A 16,215-nucleotide genomic window follows, 5' to 3' on the forward strand; every position below is an offset into this window, starting at 1 on the left:
GAACCGTTCAGCAAAAAACCCGGCGCCTGAAGCAGACGCCGGGTTTGCGTTCAGGTTCTCTCGCTTCAGGCCAGAAGCGGCGCAATCACCAGCGACACCACGGCGATCAGCTTGATCAGGATGTTCAGGCTCGGACCCGAGGTATCCTTCAGCGGATCGCCTACCGTATCGCCCACCACGGCCGCCTTGTGGGCGTCGCTGCCCTTGCCGTACTGGACGCCGTCGATTTCCATGCCGGCTTCGATCCGCTTCTTGGCGTTGTCCCAGGCCCCACCGGCGTTGGCCTGGAAGATGGCCAGCAGCACGCCCGAGACCGTCACCCCGGCCAGCAAGCCGCCCAGCATGTTCTTGTCGATCAGTCCCACCACCACCGGTGCGGCCACGGCCAGCAGGCCCGGCAGGATCATTTCGCGGATGGCGGCCTTCGTCGAGATGTCCACGCAGCGGGCATACTCAGCGCGGGCCTTGCCCTCGCGCAGTCCCGGAATCTCCCGGAACTGGCGGCCCACTTCTTTGATCATGTCCGAGGCGGCCCGGCCTACGGCGCTCATGGCCAGCGCGCTGAACACGAAAGGCAGCACGGCACCTAGCAGCACACCGGCCAGAATGTTCGGCTGCGACACGTCGATCGTGGGCACGTGCGCCTGCTGCATGTAGGCGGCAAACAGCGCCAGCGCCGTCAGCGCGGCCGAGCCAATGGCGAAGCCTTTCCCGATGGCGGCCGTCGTGTTGCCCACGGCATCCAGCTTGTCGGTGCGCTCACGCACCTCCGGCGGCAGGTGTGCCATCTCGGCGATCCCCCCGGCGTTGTCCGAGATCGGCCCGTAGGCGTCCACGGCGAGCTGGATGCCCGTCACCGAGAGCATGCCCAGCGCGGCGATGGCGATGCCGTAGAGGCCGGCTGCCGAATAGGCCCCGATGATACCCAGCGCCAGCACCACCGCCGGCAGTCCGGTCGAGAGCATGCCCACACTCAGGCCGGCGATGATGTTCGTGGCCGCACCGGTCACACTCTGGCGGGCGATGATCAGCGTCGGTTTGGTGTGCGTGGACGTGTAGTACTCGGTGATCAGTCCGATCAGCACGCCGGCGACCAGTCCGATCAGCACGGCCCAGTAAACACCCGTGGCCGTGTAGTTCGCAAACGGAATGAGCGGGCTTTCGGCCGTCCAGGCATCGGGCAGCATCCACTGAATGATGAAGTAGGCGAGCACGGCCATCACAAAGGCGGCGCCGAATTCGCCCTGGTTCAGCGCCTTCTGCGGGTTGCCCCCCTCTTTGACCTTCACGAAGAAGGCCCCGATGATCGACACGATGATGCCGGCACCGGCCAGAATCATGGGCAGGAGCACACCCGCCAACGGATGCACGCCGTCCATCTGCTGAAAGACCGGCACGAAAGCGGCGCCCAGCACGATCGTACCGATAATCGAACCCACGTAGCTCTCGAACAGGTCGGCGCCCATGCCGGCCACGTCGCCCACGTTGTCCCCCACGTTGTCGGCAATCGTGGCCGGGTTACGCGGGTCGTCTTCGGGAATGCCTTCGTACACCTTACCGGCCAGGTCGGCGCCCACGTCGGCCGCCTTCGTGTAGATGCCGCCACCCACACGGGCAAACAGCGCGATCGAAGAGGCGCCCAGCGAAAAGCCGGAAATGACGTTGACTACCTTCAGGTAGTCCCAGGCCAGCACTTCGGAATAGAGCAAAAAGAGCAGGCTGAGTCCCAGCAGCCCCAGCCCCACCACGCTCAGGCCCATGACCAGTCCGCCCGAGAAGGCCACATTGAGCGCCGGGCCCAGTCCCGTGCGGGCGGCGTTCGTCGTGCGCACGTTGGCCCGCGTGGCGACGGTCATGCCGATGAAGCCGGCCGTGGCCGAGCAGACCGCGCCCACCACAAACGAAAGGGCGATCAGCCAGGACGAACCGGGTTGCCGTGCATTAAAAATGGCCAGGAGGATGGCCACGACGATCACGAAAATGCTCAGCACGCTGTACTCGCGCCGGAGAAACGCGCGGGCGCCTTCCGCAATGGCCGCCGCGATCTGCTGCATCTCCGGCGTGCCCGGATCCTGGCGGCTGATCCAGCGCGTGCGGACAAAAGCATAGAGCAGCGCGAGCAATCCGGCCAGTGGTACAAGGTAAGTAACCTGCATCTCCATAAGCGTCTCCGTCGGATGGCTTTTCGCTTCGGCATCATGCTAAGTGCCCAACTTAAAAAAGTTGGCGCGTCAGAAATTACAACGCTGCATTGTTTTTTGAGGAAAAGTGCCCGGCAAGTCCCCGCAAAAAGTGCGTGAAACTTTGCCTACAGCGAATTTTCGATGCGGTTGTATCGATTCATGGCGGCCTCAATGCCCTCGCAGACAAACGTGACGGCGGCCCGGCAGGCCCGCTCGAGCGCCTCGTCGATAAGGGGCCACTCCTCCTCGGTGAACGGCGAGAGCACGTAATCGGCCTGGCGGCCGCGTTCGAAGTTGCTGCCGATGCCGATGCGCAGGCGCGGGAAGGCGGTGGTGCCCAGTGCCCGGATGATATCCTCGACGCCGTTGTGTCCGCCTGCACTACCGCCGGGCCGCAGTCGGATGCGCCCGGGTGGCAGGTGGATGTCGTCGTAGACGACGAGCAACCGCTCCAGCGGAATGCGGTAGTAGCGGACCACCTCGGCTACGGCCGCCCCGCTCCGGTTCATATACGTGAGCGGCTTCATCAGGCCGGCCGGACAACCTTCCAGCTGCCCCCATCCCAGCAGCGACGGCCCCTTTTCCGAGCGCCAGGCGATACCGTAGCGCTCGGCCAGCCGATCGACCACCATGAAGCCGGCATTGTGCCGGGTGTGCGCGTAGCGGGGTCCCGGGTTGCCCAGCCCGACGATCAGGGCGCGTTCCGCCATGGATGCGTCCGGCCGCCTCAGGCGCTCGTCCCGGTGCCCGCTTCGGCTTCACCTTCCGCGCCTTCCGTTTCCACACCACCCACCTGCGGCGCGGCGATGACCACCACGGTCTGGTCCGGGGCGTCCTCGAACTCCAGTCCTTCGAACTGCAGGTCGCCCACGTGGATCGCGTCGCCGATGTCCAGGTTCGAGACGTCGATGTCGATGTGGGCGGGGATGTCCTTGGGCAGGCAAGTCACCTCCAGCTCGTGCGTCACGATCTGCAGCACACCACCGCGCTGCACGCCGATGGCCGTGCCCACGATCTGCACCGGCACCGTCACGGTGACCTTCTCTTCCGCCCGGAGCACCTGGAAGTCGGCGTGCAGGGGCCGATCGGTCACCGGGTGAAACTCCACATCCTTCAGGATGCAGTCCCAGGTCCTGTCGTTGAGCTGGAGTTTCACCAGGTGCGTTTCGGTCGTGTAGATAAGCGGCCGGAGCTTCGACTCGAGCATCTGGAAGGGAACGGGCTCCACGTGGTGGCCATAGAGAATGCAGGGAACCCATCCCTCGCGCCGGATGGCCCGAGCAGCCCGCTTTCCGGTCTCCCGCGGTTTGGCCTCGATGGTAATGGTCGCCATGGTTTCTATCCTACCGGTTTAGCGTTGTTATTCTACAAACAGTGTCGAAACTGACTCGTCCGTGTAGATACGCCGGATGGCATCGGCAAAGATTTCGGCCACGCTGACCACCTCGATCTTCTCGGAGGGTCGCTTGAGCGGGATCGTGTCGGTAACCACCAGCTTGGTAAGCACCGACGACTCGATGCGCTCGTAGGCCGGACCGGACAGCAGCGCGTGCGTGCAGGCCGCATAGATCTCCCGGGCGCCGGCCTCGCGAAGCGCCTTTGCGGCGTTGGTCAGTGTGCCGGCCGTATCGACGATGTCGTCGATGAGCAGGACGTTCTTGCCTTTGACTTCGCCGATGATGTTGACCACTTCCGCCTCGTTCTGACGGGGGCGGCGCTTGTCGATCAGAGCCAGGTCTGCCTGCAGCCGCTTCGCATAGGAGCGGGCCATTTTGAGCGCGCCCACATCGGGTGCCACCACCACCAGGTTCTGGATGTTGAGCCGCTGCACGTACTCGGCGAAGACGGCCGATCCGTAGAGGTGATCGACCGGCACGTCAAAGAAGCCCTGGATCTGCGGCGCGTGCAGGTCCATCGTCAGCAGTCGGTCGATGCCCGCCGTCGTGAGCATGTTGGCCATGAGCTTGGCGGCAATCGACACGCGCGGCTGGTCTTTGCGCTCCTGGCGGGCATAGCCGAAGTACGGGATGACGGCCGTGATGCGCGCCGCCGAGGCCCGACGCGCCGCGTCGATCATGAGCAACAGCTCGATCCAGTTTTCGGCGCCGGGATGCGTGCTCTGAATGATGAAGAGGTCGGCGCCGCGGATGGATTCTTCGTAGCGGACGTAGATCTCGCCGTCTGAAAAATTCTTGATCGTCACCTGGCCCAGTTCCTGACCGTACGCCTCCGCGATGCGGCGGGCCAGCGCCGGATTCGATCGTCCGGCAAACAGGGCTATGGGGCGCTCGTGCCGGTAGCTCGGTAGCATAGGGCAGGGACGGGCTTGTGTCCGGGTCGCTTGTTTTCAACAAAAAACCTGCACCGCCGGTGCAGGAGACAACCACGCAGCAGGCTGCGCGCTGGTGCTGCCCGGGGAGGATTCGAACCTCCACATACGGCTCCAAAGGCCGCTGTCCTACCGTTAGACGACCGGGCAGTGAAGCGCCGGCGGGCTACGCTTCGGAGAATGTACAAGTTAACCCGCCTCGGGCGGTCCAGTCAACGCCCCGGCGTCCGAAGGGATCCGCTTTTGAAGGGCTTTCACGGGAGCCGACCGTACTTTCGCAGAATCTCCTGCACCCGATCCAGCGGAAGCGCCTCGACCCGTCCCCGGTAGCCTTCCATCGTCTCGGCCCGGAACAGCGCATTGTAGATCGCCTCTTCGGTGGCCTCCACCACGGCCTGGAAAAGCGGCGACATGCGGTCGTTGGACAGCTCCCGGTAGGTGCCCACGCCGGCCCGACGCTCCGGCGTGCGCCGCACCTCGGGCGCGGTAGAGAAGGCGATGGCGTAGTCGCCGGAGCCGTTCGTCATGGGCGAGCCGGTTCGCGCTACGCCCAGAAACGCGCGTCGGGCCAGCCGCGTCAGGTTCCGGTCCGAAAGCGGCGCGTCGGTAGCGATCACGATCATGATGGAGCCGTCGGCCGACGTGTCCTCGACCACCTCTTTCAGATAATAGCGTCCCAGCTCCTTCCCCACCGGCACGCCCAGGATGTGCAGGATCCCTCCGAAGTTCGCCTGCACGAGCACGCCCACCGTATAGCCGCCCAGCACCTCGGGCAGCACGCGCGAACTGGTACCGATGCCGCCCTTCCAGCCGAAGGCGATCGTGCCGGTACCGGCCCCCACGTTACCCTCGGACACCGGACCGTCGCTGGCCTGCTCGATGGCCTGCAGGATGTGCTCGGCGCGCAACACCCGCGCCCGGATGTTGTTCAGAAAACCGTCGTTCGTCTCGCCCACCACCGGATTGACCGAGCGCACGGTTTCGTTGCCGGGCTGGCGGAGCGTCCAGGTCAGAATCGCCTCGGCCGCCTGCGGCACCGAAAGCGTGTTGGTCAGCATGATGGGCGTTTCGATCTCGCCCAGTTCGATGACCTGCGTGCTGCCCATGAGCTTGCCGAAACCGTTGCCCACGGCAATGCCGGCCGGCACTTTCTCCTGAAACAGGTTGCCGCCGTGCGGCAGGATGGCCGTGGCGCCCGTACGCACCGAATCGCCCAGAATCAGCGTGACGTGCCCCACCCGCACACCGGGTACGTCGGTGATCGCGTTCAACGGTCCGGGCCGGAAAATACCCGGCGCAATGCCCAGCTCGCGGGCCCGGGGGCGCTCGGCAGACTGGCCCAGCGCCCCTGCGCTCCAGCTCAGCAGCAACACACCGTAAACCACTTTGCAGAGGGATCGTTTGACGAAGTGCCTTCCGATTGAATATACTCGCATCGTTTGCCCCACAGTCTTTGCCGGAGGTTCTGTATGAAAGATAAAGTCATCGGCGTGATCGGTGGGATGGGCCCCTACGCGGGGCTGGAACTGGTCCGCCACATCTTCGACCAGACCATTGCCGCTTCCGACCAGGAGCACCTGCCCGTCGTGCTGTTTTCGATGGGCGACCGCGTGCCCGATCGGAGCACGTTTCTTTTTGGCAAAACATCCGAGAACCCGGCCTACGCCATTGCCGAGCAGATCCGGATGGCCGAGTCGGTCGGGGCCGTCGTCGTCGGAATCCCCTGCAACACGGCACACGCCCCGAGTATTTTCAATGTAATCCTGGAAGAACTGGCCCGCACGGGCAGCCGCGTGCGCGTGCTGCACCTGATCGAGGAGACCGTACGCTTTCTGCGCGAGCACTATCCAGACGTCAAGCGCGTGGGTGTACTCTCGACGCTGGCCACCTACCGGCTCGGGCTCTACCGGAAAGCCCTGGAAGCCGCCGGCTACGAAGCGGTGATCGCCGACGAAAGCGTGCAGGAGACCATCGTCAACCGGGCCATCTTCGACCCCTCCTACGGCCTCAAAGCCCAGAGCCATCCGGTCTCCAAGATTGCACGCCAGAGCGTACTGACAGGCATCGAGCACCTGCGCCAGAAAGGCGTCGAGGCGGTCGTGCTGGGCTGCACCGAACTGCCGCTGGCCGTACCTGAACCGGAGGTGGATGGGATCCCGATCATCGACCCTTCGCTGGCGCTGGCCCGCGCCCTGATCCGGGAAACCTATCCGGAACAGCTCAAACCGCTCTGAAACCCGCCATGCCATTGCCCGAAGCACTCCGGAACGTGCGCGCGTTCGTGTTCGACCTGGACGGCACGCTCTACCAGAGTGAGCAGGCGCTGCCCGGCGCCGTCGCGACCGTACGTGCGCTGCAACAGGCCGGCTACGCGGTGTGCTTCGCCACGAACACCACCTCGAAAAGCCGCCGCCAGCTCGTCGAAAAACTCCGGCGGCTGGGCTTCGAGGCGTCGGCCGACCGGGTGTTCAGCCCGCCCGCCCTGGCCGGTGCCTTCCTCCGCGCGCAGGGCGCCTCGGCCTACCTGCTGGTACCCGAGGCTGCACTGGAGGACTTCGCGGGCGTTCGGCTGGACGACCATCACCCGGACTATGTCGTGGTAGGCGACCTGGGACCGGCCTGGACCTTCGAGCAGCTCAACCATGCGTTTCGTCTGATTCTGGAACACGGGGCCCGTCTGATCGGCCTGGGCCGCACACGTTACTGGCAGACCGACGCCGGGCTTCAGCTCGATGCCGGACCGTTCATCGCCGCGCTCGAATATGCCACGGGGCGCGAGGCGATGATCTTCGGTAAGCCGGACCGGCGCTTCTTCGAGCAGATCTGCGCGGCGCTGGCGCTGCCGCCCGGGCAGGTGGCCATGGTCGGCGACGACATCCGCACCGACGTCGAGGCGGCCATGCAGGCGAGACTGCGCGGCGTACTCGTCCGCACCGGTAAGTTCCGCCTGTCTGACCTCGAAGGACCGGTGCGGCCCGACGCCGTGGTCGATTCGGTGGCCGATCTACGTCCGTAGCGCTACGCGACGCCGACGGCCGCGATGGCTTCCAGCACGGCCGCGTGCAGCCGGCCGTTGGAGACCACCACGCCCCGGTTTTCGGCCAGCGTCGGCCCCAGGTCGAAGCGCAGCGGCCGGCCGTGGATGTCCGTCACGCGCCCGCCCGCCTCGGTTACGATCAGCGCACCGGCTGCGTGGTCCCACACCTTTTCGACGTAGCCGGGCCGCGTGGGCAGCCGCAGGTACAGGTCGGCCTCGCCCCGCGCCACCATGGCGTACTTGGCCTGGCTGTCGAGTCGCCGGGGTGGCAACGTGATGCCCAGCCGCCGGGCCACCTCGGCCGCCGCGTCGTGCGCGCTGTGCGCCGACTCGAACGACTCGCAGAAGCGCGCCTGCGCGGGATCGGCCGTCGCGCTCACCTGAATGCGTACGGGTTCCCCTTCTCCGTCCAGCGGCCAGGCCAGCGCGCCTTCGTCCCGTACGGCCGTGAAGACCACGCCCCGGGGCGCGTCCGTTCCGGGCGTAAGCGGCAGGTTCGGACAGGCCAGCGCGGCCACCTGCACCTGTCCCTCCACGACGAGCGCCAGCGCAATGGCGTACTGGTCGCCGCGCAGGAAGCCTTTCGTGCCGTCGATCGGGTCCAGCGTCCAGAAGCGCGGCCGATAGGCCGTCAGGTTGCCGCGGTCGATCCAGGCGCATACCGCTTCGGCCGTGGCCTCGGGCACCAGGCGCCGCACCTCGGCCACGACGCGCTCCAGCAACGCCGCCTGCGCGGGCTCTCGCAGCGCCGCGCTGTCCTCTTCGGCCATGACCGGATCGTCCGGAAACGCCTCGGCCAGCCGCCTGCAGATGAGCGCCTGGCTGCCGAAGTCGGCCACCGTGACCGGACTCCGGTCCTTTTTCTCCAGCACATCGGGCCCGATGGCCGCCTGGATGTTGCGGCACAGCACGGCCGCCTCACGTACGGCCGCCAGCGCCACCTCGTGTTCTGCCGTGAACATGCGATCCATGAGACTGGCTCAGAAAAAAACGCCGGGATGCGACAAGATACGCACCCCGGCGCCCGGTTGCTGTGAACCACGTGTCAACTATCTCGCCCCTGCATGATGTGCGCGCGTTCTGGTTAGCAGATACTCTATTGCGAAAGGCTGTCTACCACCGTTACAAAGAAACCTCCGCCCACCGGCTCGGCCGCCATGTCCAGACGTACAATCAACACCGAAAGCATGTACTCCCCCGGCTCCACATCCACCTTCCACCGAAACACGGCACGTCATAGGTGCCAACCGCCCGCTTCGGCAATTTCCAAGAGTACTCCCACCGGTAATTCCACCACGCTACGTGAGGGGTCATGTCCTGATCGGGACACTCCCTGGGACGGAACATGCCGTAGTGCACCACCAGCAGCGAGGTTTCTCCTCCACACGCATCGGGTTGGCACCACCCAGACCATATCGATCTCCGTTGCCAGCGGATCCGGACGACCGCATGCTCTGTGCTAAAGTCCGCAGTTTGCTCATATGCGCCTCAAACCTCTGCCGACCCTTCCGAGGCATGCAGTAGATCCCAGAAGCCTCGAGGGTCAAGAATACGAGGTCGCTCTACAAGGCCAGCGAGATCAAGCAGCTCACGATCTCCGGTCACCAGCACATCGGCATCCCCCGCAATCGCTGCTGCCAGCACCCTGCGGTCGTTTGCATCCAGCGGCAGGTCCGGCAATGCTTCCGGCGCGGAGACCACCGTATAGCCCCGAAGCAATGCCTCGACCTTTTGCACCGCTTCTTCTGAAACGTCGAACTTCTCCCGCAGCACGCGCCGCAATTCTTCAAGCACGACCTCTGCCACGATCAGTTCGTGTCGGGTAAGTACCAGACGCACCAGGTCGGCGCATAGTCCCCGGGTTGCCAGCGCGCTGACCAGTACGTTTGTGTCGAGGAAGACTTTCACGACACCTCGGCAAAAACATCATCGTCGGTCAGATAGCCGCGCTTTTCTGCCTCTGGAAGAATCCGGCTGCGGAGCGCCTCGAACTCAAGCAAGGCCAGGTAACGCCGGAGCGCCTCGCGCACAATATCGCTGCGCCGACGTCCGGACCATTCGCTGGCCTCCTGGAGCTTCTGCGCCAGTTCCTCGTCAATGCGGAATGTCAGGACGGTGCTCATCGCTTACTTCGGAAAAGTGTATTGCGCTGTAATACACTTTATCCCACTACAAAACTGATTTCGTGTTTCCCTCGCTTTCGTTGCGGTACGCCGCCTTATTCCGTCGCGGCGGGCACGGCCACGGGTGGCAACCGCAGCGCCAGTACGGCTTCGTTGAAGGCCGGTAGTTCGCGTTCGATCACTTCCCGGTAGCGGGCCAGCCAGCCGTCGATCTGCGCCACCAGCTCGTTTTTGACAGCCACGGCCTGATCCGTGGGGCGGAAGTCGCCCGTGCCCACCACACCCATCAGCGCGGCCAGCTTATTGTTGAGCCGGATCGGGAAGTTCAGCGGGTCCTGCGGCGCCCGGTTCTTCGTCTGATAGAGCGCCTCTTCCACCTGCGTGAGCTTCTGGATGATGGACCGTCCCTGGCGGCGCAGCGCTGCGCCCGTCGAGTCGTCCGGCAACCGCCCGATCACCTCCCGAAGGTCCTGCCGGATTTCCCGGATGTGCTTGATCGTACGGTGCACTTCCGAGACCCTGTCGCGCACCTCCATCAGGAAGGCGAACTGCGCCTGCAAGTCCTCGTCGGTGGCCGTGCTGCGGGGATCCTTGAGCAGTCGGAACGTCTGCTCCTGCACCTGATCGCCCACCGTGAGCCGCACCCGATAGGTGCCCGGCGGGGCCAGCGGTCCCCGGAGGCTGGCCGCCCACATGATCAGCCCTTCGAAACCCTCGGCGTCCGGGTAGCGCATGTCCCAGACGAACCTGTTGCTGCCGGCCCGCACTTCCAGCCGGTCACGCCGCTCCTTCGCGTTGGTGGCGAACGTGCGGATCACGTCGCCGTCTTCTTCCAGAATCTCCAGCTTCACAACCGTGGCCGTGTCGGGCTTTTCCTTCAGGTAGAAAAAGATCTCCACGCCGGGCGGCGGGTTTTCGCCCATTCCCGGCGGCGGATCGCCGAAGGTGCCGCCCCGCAACCGGTAGGTGTCTTTCGGTTTGAAGAGGATCACGTCCTGGCGGGCCAGTTCGGGCGTGAGCTGGCGGAGCACCTCCAGATGATCGAGCACCCAGAAGCTCCGGCCCTGCGTGGCCACGATCAGGTCGGTGCCCTTGACGGCCAGGTCCGTGATGGGCACGATCGGCAGGTTGAGCTGGAACGGCTGCCAGTGCTCCCCGTCGTCGAAGGAGATGTACAGGCCGCTCTCGGTCCCGGCGTAGAGCAGGCCCGGCCGCTCCGGATCGGCGCGGATGACGCGCGTGAAATGATTCTCGGCGATGCCGTTGGTGATTTTCTGCCAGGTGCGGCCGTAATCTTTGGTCTTGTAGAGATAGGGCCGGAAGTCGTCCCACTTGTACATGGTGGCCGCCACGTAGAGGCCGCCCGGGTTGAACGGATCGGGTTCGATGCTGTTGATCTGGATCCACTCGGGCATGATCGACGGGGGCGGCGTCACGTTCTGCCAGGTCTTGCCGCCGTCGCGCGTCAGGTAGATGAGTCCGTCGTCCGAGCCGGTCCAGATCACGCCGGGCTCATGAACCGACTCGGCCAGCGCGAAGATCGTCCCGTAGTACTCTACGCTGGTATTGTCCTTCGTAATGGGTCCGCCCGAGGGTCCCATCTTGGTCGTGTCGTTGCGGGTCAGGTCCGGGCTGATCTGCTCCCAGCTCTGTCCCTCGTTAGTGGTTTTGAAGAGCACGTTGGCGGCCGCGTAGAGCACGTTGGGATCATGCCGCGAGAACATGATGGGGAAGTTCCACTGGAAGCGATATTTCAGATCCCTGGCACCGTGGCCCATGGGGTTGTCGGGCCAGATGTCCACGCGGCGCGACTGGCGCGTGCGGTGGTCGTAGCGTTCCAGGTAGCCGCCGTAGGAGCCGCCGTAGACGATTTCGGGGTCTTTGGGGTCGGGGGCCAGCCAGCCGCTCTCGCCGCCGGCCGTCGGCTCCCAGTCGCGTTCGGAGATGCCGGGGCCGTCCGAGCGGCTGTAGATGCGCACGGTCGAGTTGTCCTGCTGCGCCCCGTAGATGCGGTAGGGGAAGACGTTGTCGGTCGTGACGCGGTAGAACTGCGCCGTGGGCTGGTTGTAGTAGGTGGTCCAGTTCTCGCCGCCGTCGTAGGTCACCTGGGCGCCGCCGTCGTCGGCGATGATCATGTGCTGCGGGTTGTCCGGATCAATCCACAGGTCGTGGTGGTCGCCGTGCGGCGTGCGGATGCGCGTGAAGGTGCGACCGCCGTCTTTCGACTTCCAGAAGCCCACGTTCAGCACGTAGACGACGTCCGGGTCCTTCGGGTCGGCCACGATGTGGCTGTAGTACCAGGCCCGCTGGCGGAGATTGCGGTCGTCGTTGACGCGCCGCCAGGTCTTGCCGCCGTCGTCGGACCGAAACACGCCGCCCTCGCGCGCCTCGACGATCGCATAGAGCCGGTTCGGGTCGGCCGATACGGTGATGCCGATCTTTCCGATGGGCGGCTCGGGCATGCCGGGGTTGTGCGTCAGCTCCACCCAGGTGTCGCCGCCGTCGGTGCTCTTCCAGAGGCTGGAGCCCTCACCTCCGCTTTCGAAGCTGTAGGGCGTGCGCCGGAAGCGCCAGAATGTGGCGTACAGGATGCGCGGGTTCGTCGGATCCATTGCCAGGTCCACCGCGCCCGCATCTTCGTTTACGAACAGGACCTGCTCCCAGGTCTTACCGCCGTCTTTGCTCCGGTAGACGCCCCGCTCCCTGTTCGGTCCAAAGGCGTGGCCCATGACGGCCACGTAGACCAGGTCGGGATTGCGCGGATGGATCACGATGTCACCGATATGGCGGCTATCGGGAAGCCCGATGAACGTCCACGTCTTGCCGGCGTCGGTCGACTTCCACATGCCGTAGCCGTGCGAGACGTTGCCGCGGATCGACTCCTCCCCACCGCCCACGTAGATCACGTTCGGGTCCCACTCGCTCACGGCGATGGCGCCGATCGAGCCGCCGAAGTAGCCGTCCGAGATGTTCTGCCACGACTGGCCGCCGTCGGTGCTTTTCCAGACGCCGCCGCCCGTTCCGCCGAAGTAGTGCACGAGCGGCTGGCCGCGCACGCCCGTGACGGCCGTCGAGCGGCCGCCCCGGAAGGGGCCGATCATGCGAAAGTGCAGCGTGTCGAACAGGGCCGGATCGTAGCCGTGGGGCGGCTGCGGCGTCTGTCGCTGCGCCCACACGCCGGGCTCGGGCAACAGCAGAAACGCCAGCAGGAGCAGGAGACCGTAACGCATGGCCGGATCAGGGCTTGGTGCATGTTTCCGGCATAATGTAACCCCTTCCGAAAACAATCGCCAGCATAAAAAACGCGGGCTCCTTGTGGAGCCCGCGTCTGACTATGCGCAAAGCAACTTGCTTATTCGTTGGGCATGGCCGGCATGCGGGCGGCGTCCGAAGGCGGCCGGGACGGCTGCTGCAAAGCCCGCATGTCGTTGTACTTCGAGGGGCATTTCATCAGGATCTCGCGGGCATGGAACACGTCGCCCTGCATGCGCCCCATCACCACGAGTTGTTCGGCATCCTCGAAGTTGGCCGGCTTGGGATTCGGATACTCGACGCGCCGCACCGTGCCCGCCGCATCCCGCATGTAGAACGTGAACACGTTCCGCGCCGGATCGTAGCGCACGGGCCGCTCGCGCACCCACTGGCCCACCACGTGTGCCTCGGACCCGCTGGCGGCCGCCTCCTCAAAATTCATGTACCCGCCCACCTTTTCACCAAAGCTCATCATCACCAGGGCGAAAAAGCCGCCCAGCAGGACGACGCCGACCATCGTTTTCATCAACCGCTTATTCATGACGACAACCCCGTGTTGGCTTCCGGGAGACGTTCCTGCAACGTGCGTTCCAGGCGGTCAAGTTTCCGATCCGTGCGGAAAATGAACAAAATCAATCCGAACCAGATGATCAGCACGACGGCCAGCACCACGTAGAGCTTGTCTTCGGCCAGCATGACGCGCTCGATGCCCTGCGGGGGCTTCGTGGGAACGGCCGCCGTGGCCCAGATCGTATCGTAGGGCGTGGCAATGCCCGTCGTGTCGGTCAGCGCCTGCAACTTCATGATTCTGGCTCCAGCATGGTGGCTTTGCGCATTTCCAGTCGCCGCTCCAGCAGGGCCAGCCGCACCCGTTGCGTGTAGAGCACCCAGAACAGCCCGATGAACCCGATCACGGCCGGATAGAACACCAGCCGCATGATCGGATGCGTGATGTCGCTGAAAGCCGGATTGCCCTCGGCGCCCGGATGCAGGCTTTCCATCTGGCGCGGCAGCACGTACAGCAGAAACGGCATCGTGACGAAGGCGAACAGGTTGTAAACGGCCGCCACGCGCCCGCGCTTTTCGGGGTCCTCGACGGCGCTGCGCAGCACAAAGTAGGCGCCGTAGATCAGCAGCTGGATCAGCACGAAGGACTGCTTCGGGTCGAAATTCCACCAGAGCGACGTGCCCAGATACCAGGTAAAGCGCGACCAGACGATCCCGGTGGCCAGTCCGAGCAACCCGAAGACGATGCCCACCCGCGCCGCCTCCCGCGCCCGCAGATCTCGAACGGGATCGCCCGATTGCAGATAGCGCAGCGAGTGGTAGGCCGATACCAGCGCGGCGGCCATCAGCGTGAACCACATCGGCACGTGAAAATACAGGTTGCGCGCCGTGTGCTCCAGGATGTGAATGCGGGGAATGCGCAGCAGGAAGGCGCCCAGCACGACGAGCGTCAGCCACACGAAGACGGCGTTCCGGATCAGCCGGTAGCGCCGCAGGTTCACGATGTCCGCCGTTTCGGCCATGGTCAGTCCAGCCAGATGTAATCGAACAGAAGTACGGCCGCCGTGATGACGGCCCCGCCGAAGCCCACGAGCGTCAGCAGTTCGTCGGTGGCCGCCGCCCAGCCCTCGGCCACCAGCAGCGCGCTGCGTGTGGCCTCGACGGCCGACAGCAGCAGCGGCACGAGCACCGGAAACAGCAGCACGGGCAACAGGGCCCCGCGGCCGCCGGCCGCCCGCGCGATCAGGGCGCTCAGCAGCGTGGTGGCACCCGCCAGCCCGATCGACCCCAGCACGAGCGTCAGGGCCAGCAGGCCCGGCCAGGCCACCTGCACCCGCAGCAACACGGCAAACGCCCCCACCGCCACCAGGTTCAGCGCCAGCAGCAACGCGAAGTTCACCAGCAGCTTGCCGGCATAGACGGCACCTGGCCGCAGGTTGAGCTGGAGCAAAAGCATCGTGCCCCGCTCCTCCTCGCTGATGAAGGCCCGGCCCAGGCCGACCGCCGCGGCGAACAGCAGCACCGTCCACAGCAGGGCCGCCTGCACACGCGCACTCAGCGGCGTCGACCCCACCGCAAACGCCATCACCACGAGCGCCCCCAGCGCGAACAGCAGCAGCATGTTGATCGCGTAGCGGGCCCGCAGTTCCAGCTTGATGTCCTTTTCGAAGACGGCCCAGAATCCGCGCAGCCAGGCCTTCATACAAGCAGTCGTTTCGTACCTTCCATGCGAATCGTTCAAAGATACAGGACCGCAGAAGAAAATCCGCCGAAGAAATGACCGAAGATCGCATGCTCGGGGCCCTGATGGGCACGGCCGTGGGCGACGCGCTGGGCATGCCCGTCGAGGGCCTCAGCCACACGAACGTCCGCACCTACTACAAAGGGATCAAGCAGTACGAGCCGGACCGGCACCGCCGCGATCTGGCGGCCGGTCAGTGGACCGACGACACGCAGTTCACCTTCGCGCTGACCGAAGCGCTGACCGACTGGCTGCGGGCGACCGATCATCCCGACCGCTTCGACGCGGCACTCGGCGAGCGGCTGGCCGCCGCCTACGTGGCGCTGCTGCCCGAAGCCCGGCGCTGGGGGCCGACGAGCCGGGCGGCCGTCGAGCGCCTGGCCGCGGGCACGCCCTGGACCGAAGCGGGCGACGCTGCCCATCCGTCCAACGGCGCCGCCATGCGGGCCGCTCCGCTGGGCGTCTGGTGGGCGGCGCTCGAGGTGCCCTTTGCGCAGGCGCTGACGTTCATCCGGGTCGTGCTGCAGGTCACGCACCGCCACCCCACCGCGCTGGTGGCCGGCATCGGACAGGCCTTCGCCGTGGCCGAGGTGCTGCGCACGCCGCCGGAAGCGTTCGACCCGCCGACTTTCTGGAACCGCCTTCTCGAAGCCGTCCGGCAGGCCGAGGCCGAACTCGGCGATGCGTCGGCCGCCTGCTCGCAACGGTTGGCGTTGCTGACCGATCACCTGCGCGATTTTCCGCTGGACCTGCAGGATCTCTGCCACGGCACGAGCGCCCGGGCCGACGAGAGCTGGCCCTTCGCCGTGGCGATGTTCGCCCGCAACCCCGACCTGCTCGAAGCCACGCTGCTGTCGGCCATCAACGTCGGGGGCGACGCCGACACCGTGGGGGCCATGGTGGGCGCCCTGCTCGGCGCCCGGCACGGCTGGCAGGCCTTTCCCGAAGCCTGGCGCCGCGAGCTGGAAGCCGCCGATCGCCTCGAAACCACCGCACGCGCCTTCCTTCGGGCCCTGCAGACCGCCAGAATGGAACCGCACTGA

17 protein-coding genes and 1 tRNA gene are annotated in these 16,215 nt (G+C 65.5%); 3 read left to right on the forward strand and 15 right to left on the reverse strand.

What is annotated here, in order from left to right; translation table 11 throughout:
* Positions 1–65 precede the first annotated feature (65 nt).
* The 6 genes from GYH26_RS12980 to GYH26_RS13005 all read right to left on the reverse strand — a co-directional run bounded on the left by GYH26_RS12980 (position 66) and on the right by GYH26_RS13005 (position 5,948).
* Complete coding sequence (locus GYH26_RS12980) at positions 66–2,162, reverse strand: sodium-translocating pyrophosphatase (protein ID WP_161542011.1); 2,097 nt, start codon at positions 2,160–2,162, stop codon at positions 66–68.
* A 146-nt stretch (positions 2,163–2,308) separates the two neighbouring features.
* The gene (pth, locus tag GYH26_RS12985) at positions 2,309–2,893 is read right to left on the reverse strand and encodes an aminoacyl-tRNA hydrolase (protein ID WP_161542013.1); all 585 of its coding nucleotides are present in this window, start codon (positions 2,891–2,893) and stop codon (positions 2,309–2,311) included.
* A 17-nt stretch (positions 2,894–2,910) separates the two neighbouring features.
* Positions 2,911–3,516: a 50S ribosomal protein L25 gene (locus tag GYH26_RS12990; protein WP_161542014.1), complete on the reverse strand. Its 606-nt coding sequence runs from the start codon at positions 3,514–3,516 to the stop codon at positions 2,911–2,913.
* 27 nt (positions 3,517–3,543) lie between these two features.
* Complete coding sequence (locus tag GYH26_RS12995) at positions 3,544–4,494, reverse strand: ribose-phosphate diphosphokinase (RefSeq protein ID WP_012844904.1); 951 nt, start codon at positions 4,492–4,494, stop codon at positions 3,544–3,546.
* Positions 4,495–4,591: 97 nt separating this feature from the next.
* Positions 4,592–4,662, reverse strand: a tRNA-Gln gene (locus GYH26_RS13000).
* 104 nt (positions 4,663–4,766) lie between these two features.
* Positions 4,767–5,948, reverse strand: coding sequence for a P1 family peptidase (locus GYH26_RS13005; protein ID WP_161542015.1), 1,182 nt, complete (start codon positions 5,946–5,948; stop codon positions 4,767–4,769).
* 33 nt (positions 5,949–5,981) lie between these two features.
* Between GYH26_RS13005 and GYH26_RS13010 the strand changes: the two genes are divergently transcribed.
* Entirely contained in the window at positions 5,982–6,746 is a 765-nt protein-coding gene (locus tag GYH26_RS13010; RefSeq protein WP_161542016.1) for an aspartate/glutamate racemase family protein, read from the forward strand.
* 8 nt (positions 6,747–6,754) lie between these two features.
* Positions 6,755–7,528, forward strand: coding sequence for a TIGR01458 family HAD-type hydrolase (locus GYH26_RS13015; protein ID WP_161542017.1), 774 nt, complete (start codon positions 6,755–6,757; stop codon positions 7,526–7,528).
* A gap of 2 nt (positions 7,529–7,530) precedes the next feature.
* On the opposite strand, the gene GYH26_RS13020 is transcribed toward GYH26_RS13015, so the two are convergent.
* The 9 genes from GYH26_RS13020 to GYH26_RS13055 form a co-directional block, all read right to left on the reverse strand.
* A complete protein-coding gene (locus tag GYH26_RS13020; protein WP_161542018.1) occupies positions 7,531–8,520 on the reverse strand; it encodes a 3'(2'),5'-bisphosphate nucleotidase in 990 nt (329 codons plus the stop codon).
* 125 nt (positions 8,521–8,645) lie between these two features.
* On the reverse strand, positions 8,646–8,777 hold the full coding sequence (locus GYH26_RS15380; RefSeq protein ID WP_262500451.1) for a hypothetical protein: 132 nt from the start codon (positions 8,775–8,777) through the stop codon (positions 8,646–8,648).
* A gap of 260 nt (positions 8,778–9,037) precedes the next feature.
* The gene (locus GYH26_RS13025) at positions 9,038–9,457 is read right to left on the reverse strand and encodes a putative toxin-antitoxin system toxin component, PIN family (protein WP_012844909.1); all 420 of its coding nucleotides are present in this window, start codon (positions 9,455–9,457) and stop codon (positions 9,038–9,040) included.
* A complete protein-coding gene (locus GYH26_RS13030) occupies positions 9,454–9,672 on the reverse strand; it encodes a CopG family ribbon-helix-helix protein (protein ID WP_012844910.1) in 219 nt (72 codons plus the stop codon). Before GYH26_RS13030 ends, GYH26_RS13025 begins: the two co-directional genes overlap by 4 nt.
* Positions 9,673–9,767: 95 nt before the next feature.
* Positions 9,768–12,902 (reverse strand): VPS10 domain-containing protein, encoded by a 3,135-nt coding sequence (locus GYH26_RS13035; protein WP_161542019.1) that lies wholly within the window; start codon positions 12,900–12,902, stop codon positions 9,768–9,770.
* 122 nt (positions 12,903–13,024) lie between these two features.
* Positions 13,025–13,465 (reverse strand): cytochrome c maturation protein CcmE, encoded by a 441-nt coding sequence (locus tag GYH26_RS13040; protein ID WP_161542020.1) that lies wholly within the window; start codon positions 13,463–13,465, stop codon positions 13,025–13,027.
* Positions 13,462–13,728 (reverse strand): CcmD family protein, encoded by a 267-nt coding sequence (locus tag GYH26_RS13045; RefSeq protein ID WP_161542021.1) that lies wholly within the window; start codon positions 13,726–13,728, stop codon positions 13,462–13,464. The genes GYH26_RS13040 and GYH26_RS13045 overlap by 4 nt, the downstream gene beginning before the upstream one ends.
* Complete coding sequence (locus tag GYH26_RS13050; RefSeq protein WP_161542022.1) at positions 13,725–14,453, reverse strand: cytochrome c biogenesis protein; 729 nt, start codon at positions 14,451–14,453, stop codon at positions 13,725–13,727. The genes GYH26_RS13045 and GYH26_RS13050 overlap by 4 nt, the downstream gene beginning before the upstream one ends.
* A 2-nt stretch (positions 14,454–14,455) precedes the next feature.
* Positions 14,456–15,133 (reverse strand): heme exporter protein CcmB, encoded by a 678-nt coding sequence (locus GYH26_RS13055; RefSeq protein ID WP_161542023.1) that lies wholly within the window; start codon positions 15,131–15,133, stop codon positions 14,456–14,458.
* A gap of 74 nt (positions 15,134–15,207) precedes the next feature.
* On the opposite strand from GYH26_RS13055, the gene GYH26_RS13060 reads away from it, so the two are divergent.
* A complete protein-coding gene (locus GYH26_RS13060; RefSeq protein ID WP_161542025.1) occupies positions 15,208–16,215 on the forward strand; it encodes an ADP-ribosylglycohydrolase family protein in 1,008 nt (335 codons plus the stop codon).

This window comes from Rhodothermus marinus, from assembly GCF_009936275.1.
GTDB lineage: Bacteria > Bacteroidota > Rhodothermia > Rhodothermales > Rhodothermaceae > Rhodothermus > Rhodothermus marinus_A.

Bases quoted from the DNA above. Each gene is read 5' to 3' on its own strand.
- GYH26_RS13010 (WP_161542016.1), top strand. From the start codon at position 5,982: ATGAAAGATAAAGTCATCGGCGTGATCGGTGGGATGGGCCCCTACGCG.
- GYH26_RS12995 (WP_012844904.1), bottom strand. From the start codon at position 4,494: ATGCTACCGAGCTACCGGCACGAGCGCCCCATAGCCCTGTTTGCCGGA.
- GYH26_RS12980 (WP_161542011.1), bottom strand. From the start codon at position 2,162: ATGGAGATGCAGGTTACTTACCTTGTACCACTGGCCGGATTGCTCGCG.
- GYH26_RS13045 (WP_161542021.1), bottom strand. From the start codon at position 13,728: ATGAAGTTGCAGGCGCTGACCGACACGACGGGCATTGCCACGCCCTAC.
- GYH26_RS12990 (WP_161542014.1), bottom strand. From the start codon at position 3,516: ATGGCGACCATTACCATCGAGGCCAAACCGCGGGAGACCGGAAAGCGG.
- GYH26_RS13030 (WP_012844910.1), bottom strand. From the start codon at position 9,672: ATGAGCACCGTCCTGACATTCCGCATTGACGAGGAACTGGCGCAGAAG.
- GYH26_RS13005 (WP_161542015.1), bottom strand. From the start codon at position 5,948: ATGCGAGTATATTCAATCGGAAGGCACTTCGTCAAACGATCCCTCTGC.
- pth (WP_161542013.1), bottom strand. From the start codon at position 2,893: ATGGCGGAACGCGCCCTGATCGTCGGGCTGGGCAACCCGGGACCCCGC.
- GYH26_RS13015 (WP_161542017.1), top strand. From the start codon at position 6,755: ATGCCATTGCCCGAAGCACTCCGGAACGTGCGCGCGTTCGTGTTCGAC.
- GYH26_RS13055 (WP_161542023.1), bottom strand. From the start codon at position 15,133: ATGAAGGCCTGGCTGCGCGGATTCTGGGCCGTCTTCGAAAAGGACATC.
- GYH26_RS13035 (WP_161542019.1), bottom strand. From the start codon at position 12,902: ATGCGTTACGGTCTCCTGCTCCTGCTGGCGTTTCTGCTGTTGCCCGAG.
- GYH26_RS13050 (WP_161542022.1), bottom strand. From the start codon at position 14,453: ATGGCCGAAACGGCGGACATCGTGAACCTGCGGCGCTACCGGCTGATC.
- GYH26_RS13060 (WP_161542025.1), top strand. From the start codon at position 15,208: ATGACCGAAGATCGCATGCTCGGGGCCCTGATGGGCACGGCCGTGGGC.
- GYH26_RS13040 (WP_161542020.1), bottom strand. From the start codon at position 13,465: ATGAATAAGCGGTTGATGAAAACGATGGTCGGCGTCGTCCTGCTGGGC.
- GYH26_RS13020 (WP_161542018.1), bottom strand. From the start codon at position 8,520: ATGGATCGCATGTTCACGGCAGAACACGAGGTGGCGCTGGCGGCCGTA.